Source organism: Pseudoflavonifractor sp. MSJ-37 (assembly GCF_018917965.1).
GTDB lineage: Bacteria > Bacillota > Clostridia > Oscillospirales > Oscillospiraceae > Pseudoflavonifractor_A.
Window position 1 is genome coordinate 642,843 of the sequence record NZ_JAHLPP010000001.1, and the last position, 14,836, is coordinate 657,678.

Consider the following 14,836-nt stretch of genomic DNA (forward strand, 5'->3'; position numbering starts at 1 on the left):
CCGCGGCCTTTCCCGTGACCGGCGGGGCCGCCCGCCGGACCGAAAAAACGACGAGAAAAAGAGGACGATATGATCGATATATCCGTATCCGGCCTTGTGAAGGAATTCGAGGTCGGCACACGCATCCTGGACGGCCTGACCTTCCAGATCGACCAGGGCGAGCGGGTGGGCCTGCTGGGCCGGAACGGCGCCGGCAAGACCACCTTCCTGAAGATCCTGACCGGAGAGCTGGACTATGACGAGGGCGAAGTGGTGGTGGCCCCGGGCAAGACCATGGGCCTCATCTCCCAGATCCCCGTCTATCCTCCGGACTACACGGTGGAGGACGTGCTGAACACAGCCTTCCAGCGGCTCCACGATATGGAGCGGGAGATGGGGGAGCTGACCGAGCGCATGGCCCACGATGACGACCCGGCCATCCTCCATCGCTATGACAAGCTGGCCGCCGCCTTCGAGTCGGGCGGCGGCTATGACACCGCCACCGAGCTGGGCAAGGTCTGCAACGGCCTGCTGATCTCTCCGGAGATGCGCCGCCAGCTCTTCGCCTCCCTGTCCGGCGGAGAAAAGACCCGGGTGAACCTGGGGCGTCTGATCCTGGAGGACACCGACATCCTCCTGCTGGACGAGCCCACCAACCATCTGGACCTGCGGGCCACCGAGTGGCTGGAGGAGTATCTGGACAAGTTCAAGGGCACCGTGCTGGCGATCTCCCACGACCGCTGGTTCCTGGACCGGGTGGTGGAGCGGGTCATCGAGATCCAGGACGGCAAGGCGGAGTTCTACGCCGGCAATTACAGCTTCTACGCGGAGGAGAAGGAGCGCCGCTACGAGGAGAAGCTCAAGCAGTATGAGAAGGAGCAGGCCAAGATCGCCCAGCTCCAGGGCGCGGCGGACAAGATGCACCTGTGGGCCTTCATGGGCAACGACAAGCTCCACAAGCGGGCCTTCTCCATGGAGAAGCGGATCGAGCGCCTGCGCAGGACCGACAAGCCAAAGAAGGAGAAGAAGCTGGAGGTCCGCTTCAGCGAGCGGGACTTCCAGGGCGACGAGGTCCTGCTGATGAAGGACCTGGAGAAGCGCTTCGACGGCCGGACCCTGTTCCGGGATGTGGACCTGCTGGTGGAGGGCGGCGAGCGGATCGCCCTGCTGGGCGACAACGGCACCGGGAAATCCACCTTCATCAAGATGATCATGGGGGAGGAGGTCCCGGACCGGGGCAAGATCCGCCGGGGCCCTACCGTGAAGATCGGCTACCTGCCCCAGATCATCCACTTCGACCATCCGGAGCGGAACTTGGTGGACACCATGCTCTATGCCCAGGACTGCTCCACCCAGACGGCCCGGGACCGGCTGGCCGCCTTCAATTTCCGGGGCGAGGACGTGTTCAAGCCCGTGTCCACCCTGTCCGGCGGCGAGCAGAGCCGTCTGCGGCTGTGTATGCTCATGGACGAGAGCATCGATCTGCTGATCCTGGACGAGCCCACCAACCATCTGGACATCGCCTCCCGGGAGTGGATCGAGGAGGCCGTCACCGATTACGAGGGGACCCTGCTCTTCGTGTCCCACGACCGCTATTTCATCAACCAGTTCGCCAGCCGGATCTGGATGATCCAGGACGGGAAGATCCTGGACTTCCGGGGCACGTTCGAGGAGTTCCGGGCCTATCAGGAGCGGCAGAAGCAGCTGGAGCAGACCGCCCGGTCCGCCGCCCCGGCCAAGCAGAAGAGGAAGGAAGAGGCGGCGGCCAAGCCCCCCAAGCGCTCCGGCGGCACCAAGATGCTGGAGAAGCAGGTCAACGCCGCCGAGCGGGAGGTGGCCCGGGCCGAGGAGGCCATCGAGGCGCTGGACGCCCAGATGGCGGAGGCCTCCTCCGACTATGTGCGCCTCCAGGAGCTGTGCGGTCAGAAGGAGACCATGGAGCGGGAGCTGGCCGCCCTCTATGAGAAGTGGGAGGAGCTCTCCGCCGCGCTGGAGGAGGCACAGGCATGAGGCCGGCCTGCCGGGAACGGCGGGGGCGGCCTGTCCCGCCTCTCCTGCCTGCCCTGCTGTTGACGGCCGCGGCGGTGTTGACCCGGCTCTTCGCCTCGGGGGCCTACAAGTTTTTGGGGCTGGTGCTGGGCTGTTTCGCCCTGCTGGCCCTCCTGCTGGGGGCGGCGAAGCTCTGCGGACCGCCGCGGGACCGATGGCTCCGCCGGACTGCGGTCGCCCTGACCATCCTCGGCCTCGTGAGCTTCGGAGCCGGGGAGGCTGTGGTGATCGCGGGCGCCCACAGTGAGATCGCCGGGTCGCCGGACGTGATGATCGTCCTGGGGGCCCAGGTGAAGCCCTGGGGGCCGTCGGTCCTGCTGAAGGACCGGCTGGACACGGCTCTGGCTTATCTGGCGGACCATCCGGACATGACCGTGGTGGTCTCCGGCGGCAAGGGGGATGACGAGCATCTCTCCGAGGCCCAGTGTATGTACGACTATCTCACCGCCCACGGGGCGGACGGAGACCGGATCCTCCGGGAGGACCAGTCCCGGAACACCTGGCAGAACTTCCGGAACAGCCTCCGGCTCCTGCGGGAGCGGGGGGACGCGCCGGAGGCCGGGGAGGTGCTGGTGGTGTCCAGCGGCTTCCATCTGGCCCGGGCCCGGATGCTCTTCCGCCGGGTCTGGGGCGGGACAGAGGGGCCGTCTACGCTGGCGGCTCCCAGCACCGATCTGCCCGCCCGGCTGAACAGCTATGCCCGGGAGGTCCCGGCCCTGTTCAAGTCCTGGGCGCTGGACCGGTGAGCCCACACGACACACGACAGTTGAGGAGCGACTATGAACGATAGATTGCAGGCCCTGGACCTGCGCTTCCAGGCGCTGGAGGCCCAGCTCAGCGCGCCGGAGACCTACGGGGACCCGGAGCTGGTGGCCAAACTGAATCGGGAGCAGAAGGAATTGGAGCCGGTGGTGACGGCCTGCCGGGCGCTGGAGCGCCGGAAGGCCGACCGGGCTGACGCCGAGGCCCTGATGTCCGACCCGGAGCTGTCGGACATGGCACGGGAGGAGTTCGCGCAGGCCAAGGCCGACATCGAGCGGCTGGAGGGCGAGCTGAAGATCCTCCTCCTGCCCAAGGACCCCAACGACGGCAAGAACGTGATCCTGGAGATCCGGGCCGGAGTGGGCGGCGAGGAGGCCGCGCTCTTTGCCCACTCCCTCCACCGGATGTATACCATGTATGCCGAGTCCCGGGGCTGGAAGGTAGAGCTGGCCAGCCTTAGTGAGACCGAGCTGGGGGGCGTGAAGGAGCTCTCCATGGTGATCGAGGGGGAGGGGGCTTACTCCCGGCTGAAGTTCGAGAGCGGCGTCCACCGGGTCCAGCGGGTCCCGGAGACCGAGAGCGGCGGCCGGATCCACACCTCCACCGCCACGGTAGCGGTCCTCCCCGAGATGGAGGAGGTGGACGTGAAGCTGGATCCCGCCGACATCGAGATGCAGGTGTTCCGCTCCTCCGGCGCCGGAGGCCAGCACGTGAACAAGACCTCCTCTGCCGTCCGGCTGATCCACAAGCCCACAGGCACCGTAGTGGAGTGCCAGCAGGAGCGGAGCCAGTTCCAGAACCGGGACAAGGCCATGCGCATCCTGGCCTCCAAGCTCTATGAGGCGGAGCGGGAGCGGGTGGACCGGGAATTCGAGAGCCAGCGCCGCACACAGGTGGGCTCCGGCATGCGCAACGAGCGGATCCGGACCTACAATTTTCCCCAGGGGCGGGTGACGGACCACCGGATCGGCCTGACCCTCTACAAGATCGACGCGGTGATGGACGGCGGTCTGGACGAGCTCATCGACGCTCTGGTCACCGCGGATCAGGCGGAGCGACTCCAGGCCGAACATGGACAGTGACAGAAAAGAGGAGAACGATATGGAACTTCGCATCCACTATACCGCCCTGCCGGAGGGCATGGACGGACGGGCCCTCCAGCTGGAGTTGGCTGGGCTCCTGGAGGAGGACGGCTGGCCCGTGGGCTCCGGCCCTGAGGCGGACGGGGGCTGGCTGGACCTGGAGCTGGAGGACGAGCGGGTGGACCCCAAGTATGGGATCCTGGCCGTGAAGCACTATCTCCAGCGCCGGGGCTTTCCCAGGGACACCACCATCGAGCTGGCAGGCACTCCCACCGGCATCTATGAGTGATCGGGATATCTGAGCAGAAATCAGGTGCAGTGATGAAAACGAAACGCTTTACGGCAGAAGAAGCGGCCCAGGCGGCGGAGATCCTGACCTCCGGCGGCCTGCTGGGCATCCCGACGGAGACGGTCTATGGCCTGGGGGCCAACGGCCTGGACCCGGAGGCGGTGGCCCGGATCTTTGCGGCCAAGGGCCGCCCCCAGGACAACCCCCTCATCCTCCACATCCCCTCGGCGGACTGGCTGGAGCGGTACTGTGAGCATGTGCCGGAGGCCGCCTGCGCGCTGGCGGCGGCTTACTGGCCCGGTCCACTGACCATGATCCTGGAGCGGAAGCCCATGGTGCCCGACGTGGTGACGGCGGGGCTGGACACGGTAGGGATGCGCTGTCCCTCCCACCCGGTGTGCCGGGCGATCCTCACGGCCGCCGGGGTCCCGGTGGCCGCCCCCTCCGGGAACACCTCCGGCCGCCCCAGCCCCACCACCATGGCGGATATGCTGGAAGACATGGACGGGAAGATCGAGGGCATCGTGGACGGCGGCCCCTGCTCCGTGGGCGTGGAGTCCACGATCGTGGACCTGACGGTCCGGCCGCCCCGGCTGCTGCGCCCCGGCGGGATCACGCTGGAGCAGCTCCGGGCCGTACTGGGCGAGGTGGCGGTGGATCCCGCCGTCACCCGGCTCATGGGCGCGGGGGAGCAGCCCCGGGCGCCCGGCATGAAATACCGCCACTATGCCCCCAAGGCCCCGGTGACGGTGGTGCGGGGCGACCCGGCGGAGAGCGCCCGGTGCATCCGCCGCAGGATCGGAGACCGGGACGGCGTCATCTGCTTCGATGAGTTCGCCGCCCTCTTCGAGGGCCACCCTGTGGAGACCATCGGTCCCAAAGACGATCAGAGCGAGCAGGCCAGGCGGGTGTTCGACGCCCTGCGAGCCTTCGACGGCACCGACGCGGCCCAGATCTGGGCCCAGTGCCCCGACCCGGTGGGGATCGGGCTGGCCGTGTCCAACCGGCTGAACAAGGCCGCCGGGTTCCATATCATCGACGCGGAGGCAGAGCCATGAAAACGATCGGCATCACCGGTCCCACCGGGGCCGGAAAGACCACGGCCCTCCGGGCCCTGACCGGCCTGGGGGCCGCCGTCATCGACGCGGACGCCATGTACCACGAGCTCCTGACCGATGACGAGGCGCTCAAGAAGGCCCTGACCGACCGCTTCGGGACGGATATCCTGGATCGCGGCGGACAGGTGGTCAGCAAGTGGCTGGGGGCGATCGTGTTCTCCGACCGGAAGGCGCTGGAGGACCTGAACGCCATCACCCACAAGGCCATCCGGACCGAGATCGCCCGCCGGACGGCGGAGGCAAAGGCTCAGGGCGTCCCCGCCGTGGCGATCGACGCCATCCGCCTGATCGAGAGCGGGGTGGGGAAGGACTGCGACGTGATCGTAGGCATCCTGGCCCCCAAAGATCTGCGGATCCGCCGGATCATGGCCCGGGAGGACATCCCGGAGAGCTATGCCCGGAAGCGGGTGGAGTCCCAGCCGGACGACGCCTTCTACCGGGCCCACTGCGGCGCGATCCTGGAGAACGGTCCCCGGGACACGGCGGAGAGCTTCGCCGCCCGGGCCCTGGACCTGTTCCGCCGGATCCTGGCGGACTGATCCGGGGCTGGAAAAACGGGGACAGGTGTGGTACCATATGGGATACATGATCCTGAGACACGGACATATCTCTGATGAAACGACAGGATATACGCTGTTGTACGATGTCTCAGAGACGATATAAGGAGGAAGTTTTCCGATGGACGACAAGAAAAAGAGCCTGGGCGACCTGCGCCGGGAGGCGCTGTGCTACGCTCCTAAGAACGGCTATGACCGCATCTCCGCCGACGAGGAGGCCGCTATGCGGGCCTACTGCGAGGAGTATAAGAAGTTCCTGGACGCGGGAAAGACCGAGCGGGAGTGCGTGGACGAGGCCATCCGTCAGGCGGAGGCCCGCGGCTTCAAGGCCTTCGTCCGGGGCATGGAGCTCAAGCCCGGCGACAAGGTCTACCGCTCCAACCGGGGCAAGGGACTGATGCTGGCCGTGGTCGGCAGCCGCTCTCTGGCTGAGGGCGTGAACATCGGCGCGGCCCATATCGACTCCCCCCGTCTGGATCTGAAGCCCTCTCCGCTGTACGAGGACAGTGAGATGGCCTTCTTCAAGACCCACTACTACGGCGGCATCCGCAAGTACCAGTGGGTGACCATCCCTCTGGAGCTCCACGGCGTGGTGGCGCTGAAGGACGGCACTGTGCTGAAGGTGTCCGTCGGCACCGGCGCCGGCGATCCGCTGTTCACCATCGATGACCTGCTGCCCCATCTGGGCGTGGAGCAGTCCAAAAAGCCTCTGGGCGAGGCGGTCCCCGCCGAGAGCCTGAACATCCTGGTGGGCAGCCGTCCCTTCAAGGACGATGAGGGCTCCGACCGGGTGAAGCTGGCGGTGCTGGATATCCTGAACCAGAAGTACGGCATCGTGGAGGAGGACTTCATCTCCGCCGAGCTGGAGATCGTCCCCGGCTTCCGGGCCTGCGACATCGGCTTCGACCGCTCTCTGATCGGCGCCTACGGCCATGACGACCGGGTGTGCGCCTACGCCGAGTTCGCCGCCATCCTGGAGCTGGGCACTCCGGAGCGCACCGCCGTGTGCATCCTGGCCGACAAGGAGGAGATCGGCTCCGAGGGCGTGTCCGGTATGCAGTCCGCCGCGTTCGACACCTTCATGTCCGACCTGTGCGACACCCAGCGGGTGCCCCTGAAGGCCTGCTATGAGAAGTCCTTCTGCCTGTCCGCCGACGTGACCGCGGCCTACGATCCCAATTTCGCCGAGGTCTATGAGAAGCGCAACAGCGCCCGGGTCAACTACGGCATGGGCCTGTCCAAGTACACCGGCGCACGGGGCAAGTCCGGCTCCTCCGACGCCTCCGCCGAGGTGGTGGCCTATGTCCGCCGGACGCTGGATGACGCCGGCGTGGTGTGGCAGATGGCCGAGCTGGGCAAGGTGGACGCCGGCGGCGGCGGCACCGTGGCCTGCTATATGGCCAACCGGGACATCGACACCCTGGACGCGGGCGTCCCCGTGCTGTCCATGCATGCCCCCTTCGAGACGGTGAGCAAGCTGGACTGCTATATGACCTATAAGGGCATGAAGGCCATCTACGAGGCCAAGTGAAACGCCCTGTCCAAAGCAAAGAGAATGCCCTGCGCGGACCGGCCACAGCCGGTCCGCGCGGGGCATTCTGTGTATGATCGGGCCGGCCTCTGGGCAAGCTGGCGGAAAGGACTGACAGGGAGGGGACTGCCATGGACGAAAAGCAGAACGAGCCGGGCGGGCAGGAGCAGGACATCCGGGAGCTGGGATCGTCTCTGATCCGCACGGCCCGTGGGACGATCCACACGCTGACCATCGTGGGCCAGATCGAGGGACACCAGGTGCTGGACTCCTCCAGCAAGACCACGAAATATGAGCACGTCCTGCCTCTGCTGGCGGCGGTGGAGGAGAGCGACGACATAGACGGGCTCCTGGTCCTCCTCAACACGGTGGGCGGGGACATCGAGGCAGGGCTGGCCATCGCGGAGCTGATCTCCGGCATGGAGAAGCCCACGGTCTCGCTGGTGCTGGGGGGCGGGCACTCCATCGGAGTGCCGCTGGCGGTGGCGGCCAGGACCTCGTTCATCGCTCCATCTGCCGCCATGACGATCCATCCGGTGCGGCTGAACGGAACGGTGATCGGGGTATCCCAGACCTTCCACTACTTCGCCCGGATCCAGGAGCGGATCCTGGAGTTCGTCTGCCGGAACAGCCGGGTGGAGCGGGAGGTGTTCACCGGCCTCATGCTCCGCACGGGAGAGCTGGCCGCCGATGTGGGGAGCGTCATCCATGGGGATGAAGCTGTGTCCATCGGCCTCATCGACCGGGTAGGCGGTCTGGCGGACGCCCTGTCAGAGCTCCACCGGATGATCGAGGTCCGGAAGTCCGCGCCCTGAGAACGACGCGCCCGGCGGGAGAGAGCGATCCCTTCCGCCGGGCGTGTCCGGTCTCGTCCGTCATTTCCCCCGGACCAGCTCGATGGCCTCTTTTCCGGTCATGTGCTCGATCTGGAGCTCCACCACGCAGAGGAGGGGGAGCTCCCGGTCGATGGCGGCCTGCCGGTGCTCCTGCGTGCCGGCGGGATGGTACTTCCGGGCCAGAGCGTCGATGGCGGCGCGGACCTCGTCCTCGTCTTCCAAAATACGGGCGGTGCCGAAGAGGATCACGCTCCGGAAGTAGGTGGTGTACTCCTCCGGTACGATCTGGTCCTGATCCACCACGCAGAAGGAGACCTTGGGGTCCCGGCGGATGGCGTCCATCTTGTGGCCCTCTTTGGCGCAGTGGAGCCAGAGCCGGCCGCCCTCATAGACATAGCTCAGAGGGACGGCATAGGGGAAGCCTCCGTCGCCGTTCACGGCCAGGACGCCGGAGGTCCCCTGCTCTAAAACTGCGGCACAGGCCTCGGGGGACAGGAGCTGGCGCTTTCGCCTCATATCACGGAACATATCGATGACATCCTTTCACGGTGTGGTATCCTACACACTCTACCACAGGCCGGCGGGGGAGGCAAGAGGGGCTTGCGGCCGGGGGCGGAGCGTGGTAGAGTAGAGGACATCCCATGTAGAGAAAGGACCCTGCTCATGCTGCGTTTCGTGAGAGAAGAGGACTGCGGCCGCCTGCTGGAGATCTATGACCAGTACATCCGAACGCCGATCACCTTTGAATATGAGATCCCCACGGAGGCGGAGTTCCGGGAACGGATCCGGTCCATCGGCCGGGGATACCCCTATCTGGTCTGGGAGGAGGACGGGCGTGTGCTGGGCTACGCCTATGCCCACCGGCAGATGGAGCGGGCGGCCTACGGCTGGAACGCGGAGCTTTCGGTCTATCTGGACCGGACGGCAGTGTCCAGGGGACTGGGGAAACGGCTGGCGCGGGCCGTGCTGGACCTGTTGGCGCTCCAGGGGGTCCGGATGGTGTACAGTCTGGTCACCGTGCCCAATGAGAAGAGCGAGGGCCTGCACCGGGCCCTTGGCTTCCGGCAGGCGGGCCTCCTGCGCCGTACCGGCTGGAAGGATGGGGCCTGGCACGATGTGGCCTGGTTCGAGAAGCCCATCGGCGGGGGAGAAGGGGCGCCCGCTCCGGTCCGCTCTGTCCACGATCTCCCGGCGGAGGCCGTCCGGGCGGTGCTGGAAAAATAGTGGACAAACCGGGCCGCAGACGGTACAATAAAGAGAACGGGCTCGTGCCCGCCTGAAAAATACCGAAGAAAGGGAGGTCCCCTTCCCATGATGAAGGTCCTCTATCTGCTGAATTTTGCCGGAAAGGCCGGCACGGAGCGATATGTGGAGACGCTGGTCCGCTATCTGGACCACAAAAAGGTGGAGGCCCATTTCGCCTACAACGAGGGCGGCCTGCTGGTGGAGCGGCTCCAGGCGCTGGGCGTGCCCTGCCGCCGGATCGAGATGCGCCGCCGCTTCGACTTCAAGGCCGCGAAGGAGTTGGCCAGACTCTGTGAGGAGTGGGACATCGACCTGGTCCACTGCCACTACCTGCGGGAGCACTACACCGCCCTGCTGGCGAAGCAGTATGACAAGCACATCCGGGTGGTGTACACCAACCATTTCGTGCTGGCCAACGATGCCGTGACCCGGCTCTCCAACCGCTGGATGGACAAGCGGCAGGACGGCATGATCGCCGTGTGCAACAAGGGGAAGGAACAGCTCATCGCCAACGGCTGGTCCGGGGACCGGATCCATGTGGTGTTCAACTCGGTAGATCCTGCCGCTTGGGCGGGGGACCGGTCCGAGTCCACCCTCCGGCCGGAGCTGGGCATCCCGGAGGACCGGTTCGTCATGCTCTGCGCCTCCCGCTTCGCCGAGGACAAGGGGCATAAATACCTGATCGACTCCCTGAAGCGGCTGACCGAGATCTCCAGCGTGCCCTTCACCATGGTGCTGGCCGGAGACGGTCCTCTGCTGGAGCCCGCCAGACAGCAGGTGGAGGCTCTGGGCCTCACGGAGCAGGTCAAGTTCATCGGCTTCCGAAAGGATATCAAGAACCTGTACAAGGGCTCGGACCTCTACATCAACTCCTCGGAGCATGAGGCCCTGTCCTATCTGATCATCGAGGCCATGGCGGCGGGCCTGCCCGTGATCGCCACCGATATGGGCGGCAACTCCGACATCGTGAACGACGAGGCTGGGTGCGGCCTGCTGGTGAAGTACGACGATCCCGTGTCGATGTCCGACGCCATGAAGCGGCTGATGGAGGATCCGGATCTGCTGGCCCGGTGCAAAGCCGGCGCCCTGCGGACCATCGACGAGAAGTTCGAGATCCACAAGTGGATGGAAAAGACCTTCGCCGTCTATGAGGCCGCCGCGGCGCGCTGACCCAACGCGATAAAAAAGGAGACTTGCAGTATATGTCCATCGTGGAAAACAGCCTGTTCCTGGGCTTCTTCCTGCGGCTCTGGCGGACGCTGGCCGGGGCGTGGGGAGACAGCGCTGTCGGACGAGGCCTGGAGGCTCTGGGGCAGACCCTGCTCCGCTGGGCCCGCGGGAGCGCGGTCTGCCGCTTCCTGTGGCGGGAGGGGACCCTGCCCCGCGCCTGGCGGGAGAGCCGGATGCGGGCCCTGTTCGAGTTCCTGCTGGATCTGCCCTGTGCCCTGGCGGCTTGGATCTACCGGGCCGGGAAGGGCATCTGGGACGGGAGCCTGCTCTTCCGGGCGGTGTCCGCCATGGGCGGCGCCACGTTCCTGTTCCTGGGCCTGTTCCTGTTCGGGATGCTGATCGCACCCCACGCGGTCTGGAACAATCTCTACGGTCTGCTTGGCACGCTGGCGCTGACCGCCCTCTTCGTGATCGGCGCGGCCAGCCGCCCCAAGCACCGGCTGGAGCCGTCCATCCTGGGGCCCTATATGCTCTGCTATCTGATCTGCATCGGCGGGGCTTTCGTGGGGAGCCTGTCCCGGAGCCTGTCCCTGCGGTTCTTCTTCTTCCATATCACCGCCTTCCTGATCGTCCTGCTGGCGGTCAGCTCGGTGAAGAAGTTCAGCCAGCTCCGGCTCATGGTGGCGCTGGCGGTGGCGGGCATCACGATCGCGTCCATCTACGGCTGCTATCAGGGCTATGTGGGCGTGGAGGTGGTGGCCTCCCAGCAGGACATGAACCTGAACTACGGCATGCCCGGCCGGATCTACTCGTTCTTCGACAACCCCAACAACTTCGCGGAGCTGCTGGTGATGATGATCCCGCTGGATATGGGCATCTTCCTGGCTGCCAAGACCTGGCGGGGGAAGCTGTGGTCCCTGCTGGCCCTGATCCCCTGCGTGGGGTCCATCGGCCTGACCTACTCCCGGTCCGGCTGGATCGGGCTGGCGCTGGCGGTCCTGGTGATGATCGCGCTGGAGAACTGGCGGCTGGTGCCCGCGATCGCCCTGCTGGGCCTGTGCGCGATCCCCTTCCTGCCGGAGACGATCTACAACCGGATCCTCACCATCGGCAACATGAAGGACACCTCCACCAGCTACCGCTTCGCGATCTACGAGGCGTCCGCGAGCTTGATGAAGGACTACTGGTATCCCGGCGTAGGCCTGGGCTCCGACGTGATGAACAAGGCGTTCCACGCCTATCCCACCATGTTCGACGGGAGCTGGCCCATCCATACCCACAACAACTATCTCCAGATGTGGGGCGAGACGGGCATCTGGGGCGTGCTGTCCTATGTGGCCCTGCTGGCCTACGGTATCAAGAGCGGCGTGAAGCAGTTCTTCCACACGGCGGACCGGGACGTGCGCCATATCCTGGCCGGCGCGCTGGGGGCCTTCTGCGGCATCCTGGTGATCGGCGTGGCGGAGTACACCTGGTTCTATCCCCGGAACATGTTCATCTACTGGTTCCTGTTCGGCGTGATCATGGCCTGTGTGAAGCTGGGCCGGATGTCCGCCAAGCGGGTCTCCCAGTGACCGGTGCAGGGACGGCTGTCTGGCCGTCCCTGCCGCAGTCTGTCTATCTTTTTTGCATATGCGTATCGTTTGAGGTGTTCGAGTGAAAAAAACAGCGCTTGCCGGCCTGCTGGCCGGCGCAGTGCTCCTGTCCGGCTGTGGGGCCGCGGGAGCGGATGAGGAGCAGACCCCCACAGTGGCGGCCACCACCTGGCCGGTGTACTGTCTGGCCTCCGCCGTGGCGGAGGGGGTGGACGGCGTGGAGGTGGTGCCGGTGGTCCACCAGTCCATGAGCTGTCTCCACGACTACACGCTGACCGTGGCGGACATGAAGGTCCTGGACCGGGCCAGCCTGATCCTGGAGAACGGCGTGGGATTGGAGGATTTCATGGCCGACGCTATGGAGGCCGCCCGCACCCCGGTGGTGGACTGCTCTCAGGACGTGGAGCTCCGCCATATGGACGAGGACGAAGAAGGCCATGACCACGAGGCGGAGGAGCATGACCACGACCACGAGGGCCACGACCATGGAGGATACGACCCCCACATCTGGATGGATCCGGACCGGGCCGCCCTCATGGCGGACAACATCGCCGACGCTCTGGCGGAGTGGGACCCAGACCACGCGGAGGCCTATCAGGCCAACGCGGCGGCGGCAGGGGAGCGGCTGACCGCCTTCGCCGAGGCGGGCCGGGAGAAGCTCTCCGGCCTCACGGAGCGGGAGCTGATCACCTTCCACGACGGCTTCGGGTACTTCGCTGAGGCCTTCGACCTGCACATCCTCCGGGCCATCGAGGAGGAGGAGGGGAGCGAGACCTCCGCCAAGGAGTTCCGGGAGCTCACCGCTCTGGTCCGGGAGCACGGTCTCCCGGCGGTGTTCACCGAGGTGAACGGCTCCGACGCCACGGCCCGGGCACTGGCCCAGGAGACCGGCATAAGCTGGTACCCCCTGAACATGATCATGAGCGGGGAGGGGAGCGGACTGGAGCCCTACCTCACCGCCATGGAGCAGAATATCGACACAGTCCTGGAGGCACTTTCATGAGCGTACAAAAACACCAGGGCGCCGGCTGTGCCGGCGCCTGCTGCCTGAAGCTGGAGGGCATGGGGGTGGACATCGGCGGCGCGCCGATCCTCCATGACGTGAGCTTCCATCTCCACTGCGGAGAGATCGTGGCCCTGATCGGCCCCAACGGAGCGGGCAAGAGCTCCCTGTTCCGGGCCATCCTGGGCCAGATCGGCCACACGGGCACCATCGACTTCCAGCGGGCGGGGGGCGGACACGCCCGGCCCCTGATCGGCTATGTGCCCCAGAGCCCCAGCTTCGACCGGGGAGACCCGGTCAGCGTGCTGGACTTCTTCGCCGCGGCCATCTCCCGGTGGCCGGTGTTCCTGCCCATCCCGAAGAAGCTCCGGGAGCGGGTCCGCGCCTGTCTGGAGCGGGTCCACGGGGCGGACCTGATCGACGAGCGGATGGGCACCCTGTCCGGCGGCGAGCTCCAGCGGGTGCTCATGGCGCTGGCGCTGGAGCCTCTGCCCCAGATCCTGATCCTGGACGAGCCCCTCTCCGGCGTGGACATCGACGGCGAGCGCCAGCTCCTGGATATGCTGGACGAGATCCGGCGGAGCTACGACCTGTCCATCCTCCTGTCCACCCACGACTTCGCCACGCTGGAGCGGTACACCGACAAGGTGATCCTGCTCAAGAGCAGCGTCCTGAAGGTGGGCACTCCACGGGAGGTCCTGTCCTCTCCGGAGTTCCGGGAGATCTTCCATCTGGACCTGGGAAAGGAGGAGGCGTGATGGAGCTTTGGTATTCGATCGTGGAGCTGCTGCCCTTCGAGTGGGCCCGGCCGGACAGTATGTTCTTCATGAAGAACGCCCTGCTGGCGATCCTGGTGATCTCGCCCCTGTTCGGCCTGCTGTCCACCATGGTGGTGGAGAGCCGGATGTCCTTCTTCTCCGATGCGCTGGGGCATTCGGCCTTCACGGGCATCGCCATCGGGTCCCTGTGCGGGCTGGCGGAGCCCATGTGGTGCGCCGTGCTCTTCGCGGTCCTGCTGGCCTTCCTGTTCACCTATGTGCGGCGGCATACGAACATGGCCAGCGATACGGTGATCGGCGTATTCTCATCCACGGCGGTGGCTCTGGGCATCTTCATCGCCACTTTGGGCGGCGGGAGCTTCACCAAGTACAATTCCCTGCTGATCGGCGACATCCTCAGCGTGGAGCCTGCCAAGATCGCCCTGCTGGCGGCGATCCTGCTGGCGACGGTCGTGCTGTGGGCATGTTCCTTCGATCAGCTCATGCTCTCCTCCGTCCACCCGGCTCTGGCGGACAGCCGGGGCATCCGGGTGTTCTGGCAGGAGACGATCTTCGCCGCCGCCATCGCCGTGGTGGTCACGGTGTCCATGACCTGGGTGGGCCTGCTGGTGATCAATTCCCTGCTGGTGCTCCCCGGCGCGGCGGCCCGGAACGTGGCCCGGAACCTGCGGCAGTATCACCTCTTCGCCGTGGCAGGGGCCCTGGCCGCAGGGGTGGCGGGCCTGATCCTCTCCTATGAGGCGGGGGCCTCCACCGGCGCGTGCATCACGCTGGTCCTGGCGCTCTACTTCGCCATCACCTTCTGCTTCCGCAAGCGGCGGATGTGACACGATACGATCCA

The 14,836-nt window shown here is 66.1% G+C and carries 15 protein-coding genes; 14 read left to right on the plus strand and 1 reads right to left on the minus strand.

Features of this window, described 5'->3' with window-relative positions; translation table 11 throughout:
• Positions 1-69 precede the first annotated feature (69 nt).
• The 8 genes from KQI12_RS02965 (at position 70) to KQI12_RS03000 (ending at position 8,182) form a co-directional block, all read left to right on the plus strand.
• Positions 70-1,989 (plus strand): ABC-F family ATP-binding cassette domain-containing protein, encoded by a 1,920-nt coding sequence (locus KQI12_RS02965; RefSeq protein WP_216570463.1) that lies wholly within the window; start codon positions 70-72, stop codon positions 1,987-1,989.
• Entirely contained in the window at positions 1,986-2,774 is a 789-nt protein-coding gene (locus KQI12_RS02970) for a YdcF family protein (RefSeq protein ID WP_216570465.1), read from the plus strand. Before KQI12_RS02965 ends, KQI12_RS02970 begins: the two co-directional genes overlap by 4 nt.
• Before the next feature lie 33 nt (positions 2,775-2,807).
• Positions 2,808-3,872, plus strand: coding sequence for a peptide chain release factor 1 (prfA, locus tag KQI12_RS02975; RefSeq protein ID WP_216570467.1), 1,065 nt, complete (start codon positions 2,808-2,810; stop codon positions 3,870-3,872).
• Between the two features lie 19 nt (positions 3,873-3,891).
• Complete coding sequence (locus KQI12_RS02980) at positions 3,892-4,161, plus strand: hypothetical protein (RefSeq protein WP_216570468.1); 270 nt, start codon at positions 3,892-3,894, stop codon at positions 4,159-4,161.
• Between the two features lie 32 nt (positions 4,162-4,193).
• Positions 4,194-5,219, plus strand: a complete 1,026-nt coding sequence (locus KQI12_RS02985) for an L-threonylcarbamoyladenylate synthase (RefSeq protein WP_216570469.1) — start codon at positions 4,194-4,196, stop codon at positions 5,217-5,219.
• A complete protein-coding gene (coaE, locus tag KQI12_RS02990) occupies positions 5,216-5,818 on the plus strand; it encodes a dephospho-CoA kinase (RefSeq protein WP_216570470.1) in 603 nt (200 codons plus the stop codon). The genes KQI12_RS02985 and coaE overlap by 4 nt, the downstream gene beginning before the upstream one ends.
• A 139-nt stretch (positions 5,819-5,957) precedes the next feature.
• The gene (locus KQI12_RS02995) at positions 5,958-7,367 is read left to right on the plus strand and encodes an aminopeptidase (protein ID WP_216570471.1); all 1,410 of its coding nucleotides are present in this window, start codon (positions 5,958-5,960) and stop codon (positions 7,365-7,367) included.
• A 131-nt stretch (positions 7,368-7,498) separates the two neighbouring features.
• A complete protein-coding gene (locus KQI12_RS03000) occupies positions 7,499-8,182 on the plus strand; it encodes a ClpP family protease (RefSeq protein ID WP_216570472.1) in 684 nt (227 codons plus the stop codon).
• A gap of 60 nt (positions 8,183-8,242) precedes the next feature.
• On the opposite strand, the gene KQI12_RS03005 is transcribed toward KQI12_RS03000, so the two are convergent.
• On the minus strand, positions 8,243-8,731 hold the full coding sequence (locus tag KQI12_RS03005) for a pyridoxamine 5'-phosphate oxidase family protein (RefSeq protein ID WP_216570473.1): 489 nt from the start codon (positions 8,729-8,731) through the stop codon (positions 8,243-8,245).
• 135 nt (positions 8,732-8,866) lie between these two features.
• On the opposite strand from KQI12_RS03005, the gene KQI12_RS03010 reads away from it, so the two are divergent.
• The 6 genes from KQI12_RS03010 to KQI12_RS03035 all read left to right on the plus strand — a co-directional run bounded on the left by KQI12_RS03010 (position 8,867) and on the right by KQI12_RS03035 (position 14,822).
• On the plus strand, positions 8,867-9,427 hold the full coding sequence (locus KQI12_RS03010; protein ID WP_216570476.1) for a GNAT family N-acetyltransferase: 561 nt from the start codon (positions 8,867-8,869) through the stop codon (positions 9,425-9,427).
• 87 nt (positions 9,428-9,514) lie between these two features.
• Positions 9,515-10,618, plus strand: coding sequence for a glycosyltransferase family 4 protein (locus tag KQI12_RS03015; protein WP_216570478.1), 1,104 nt, complete (start codon positions 9,515-9,517; stop codon positions 10,616-10,618).
• 32 nt (positions 10,619-10,650) lie between these two features.
• Positions 10,651-12,192 carry an O-antigen ligase gene (locus KQI12_RS03020; RefSeq protein WP_216570480.1) on the plus strand — a complete coding sequence of 514 codons (1,542 nt, stop codon included), beginning with the start codon at positions 10,651-10,653 and terminating at the stop codon, positions 12,190-12,192.
• An 82-nt stretch (positions 12,193-12,274) separates the two neighbouring features.
• Positions 12,275-13,216: a metal ABC transporter substrate-binding protein gene (locus KQI12_RS03025; RefSeq protein ID WP_371817940.1), complete on the plus strand. Its 942-nt coding sequence runs from the start codon at positions 12,275-12,277 to the stop codon at positions 13,214-13,216.
• Positions 13,213-13,974, plus strand: coding sequence for a metal ABC transporter ATP-binding protein (locus KQI12_RS03030; RefSeq protein WP_216570482.1), 762 nt, complete (start codon positions 13,213-13,215; stop codon positions 13,972-13,974). Before KQI12_RS03025 ends, KQI12_RS03030 begins: the two co-directional genes overlap by 4 nt.
• Positions 13,974-14,822 carry a metal ABC transporter permease gene (locus KQI12_RS03035; RefSeq protein ID WP_216570484.1) on the plus strand — a complete coding sequence of 283 codons (849 nt, stop codon included), beginning with the start codon at positions 13,974-13,976 and terminating at the stop codon, positions 14,820-14,822. The genes KQI12_RS03030 and KQI12_RS03035 overlap by 1 nt, the downstream gene beginning before the upstream one ends.
• Positions 14,823-14,836 lie beyond the last annotated feature (14 nt).

Coding starts and splice junctions, on each gene's coding strand:
- KQI12_RS03000 (WP_216570472.1), top strand. CDS start 7,499: ATGGACGAAAAGCAGAACGAGCCGGGCGGGCAGGAGCAGGACATCCGG.
- prfA (WP_216570467.1), top strand. CDS start 2,808: ATGAACGATAGATTGCAGGCCCTGGACCTGCGCTTCCAGGCGCTGGAG.
- KQI12_RS02995 (WP_216570471.1), top strand. CDS start 5,958: ATGGACGACAAGAAAAAGAGCCTGGGCGACCTGCGCCGGGAGGCGCTG.
- KQI12_RS02970 (WP_216570465.1), top strand. CDS start 1,986: ATGAGGCCGGCCTGCCGGGAACGGCGGGGGCGGCCTGTCCCGCCTCTC.
- KQI12_RS03015 (WP_216570478.1), top strand. CDS start 9,515: ATGATGAAGGTCCTCTATCTGCTGAATTTTGCCGGAAAGGCCGGCACG.
- KQI12_RS03005 (WP_216570473.1), bottom strand. CDS start 8,731: ATGTTCCGTGATATGAGGCGAAAGCGCCAGCTCCTGTCCCCCGAGGCC.
- KQI12_RS03035 (WP_216570484.1), top strand. CDS start 13,974: ATGGAGCTTTGGTATTCGATCGTGGAGCTGCTGCCCTTCGAGTGGGCC.
- KQI12_RS02965 (WP_216570463.1), top strand. CDS start 70: ATGATCGATATATCCGTATCCGGCCTTGTGAAGGAATTCGAGGTCGGC.
- KQI12_RS03010 (WP_216570476.1), top strand. CDS start 8,867: ATGCTGCGTTTCGTGAGAGAAGAGGACTGCGGCCGCCTGCTGGAGATC.
- coaE (WP_216570470.1), top strand. CDS start 5,216: ATGAAAACGATCGGCATCACCGGTCCCACCGGGGCCGGAAAGACCACG.
- KQI12_RS02985 (WP_216570469.1), top strand. CDS start 4,194: ATGAAAACGAAACGCTTTACGGCAGAAGAAGCGGCCCAGGCGGCGGAG.
- KQI12_RS02980 (WP_216570468.1), top strand. CDS start 3,892: ATGGAACTTCGCATCCACTATACCGCCCTGCCGGAGGGCATGGACGGA.
- KQI12_RS03030 (WP_216570482.1), top strand. CDS start 13,213: ATGAGCGTACAAAAACACCAGGGCGCCGGCTGTGCCGGCGCCTGCTGC.
- KQI12_RS03020 (WP_216570480.1), top strand. CDS start 10,651: ATGTCCATCGTGGAAAACAGCCTGTTCCTGGGCTTCTTCCTGCGGCTC.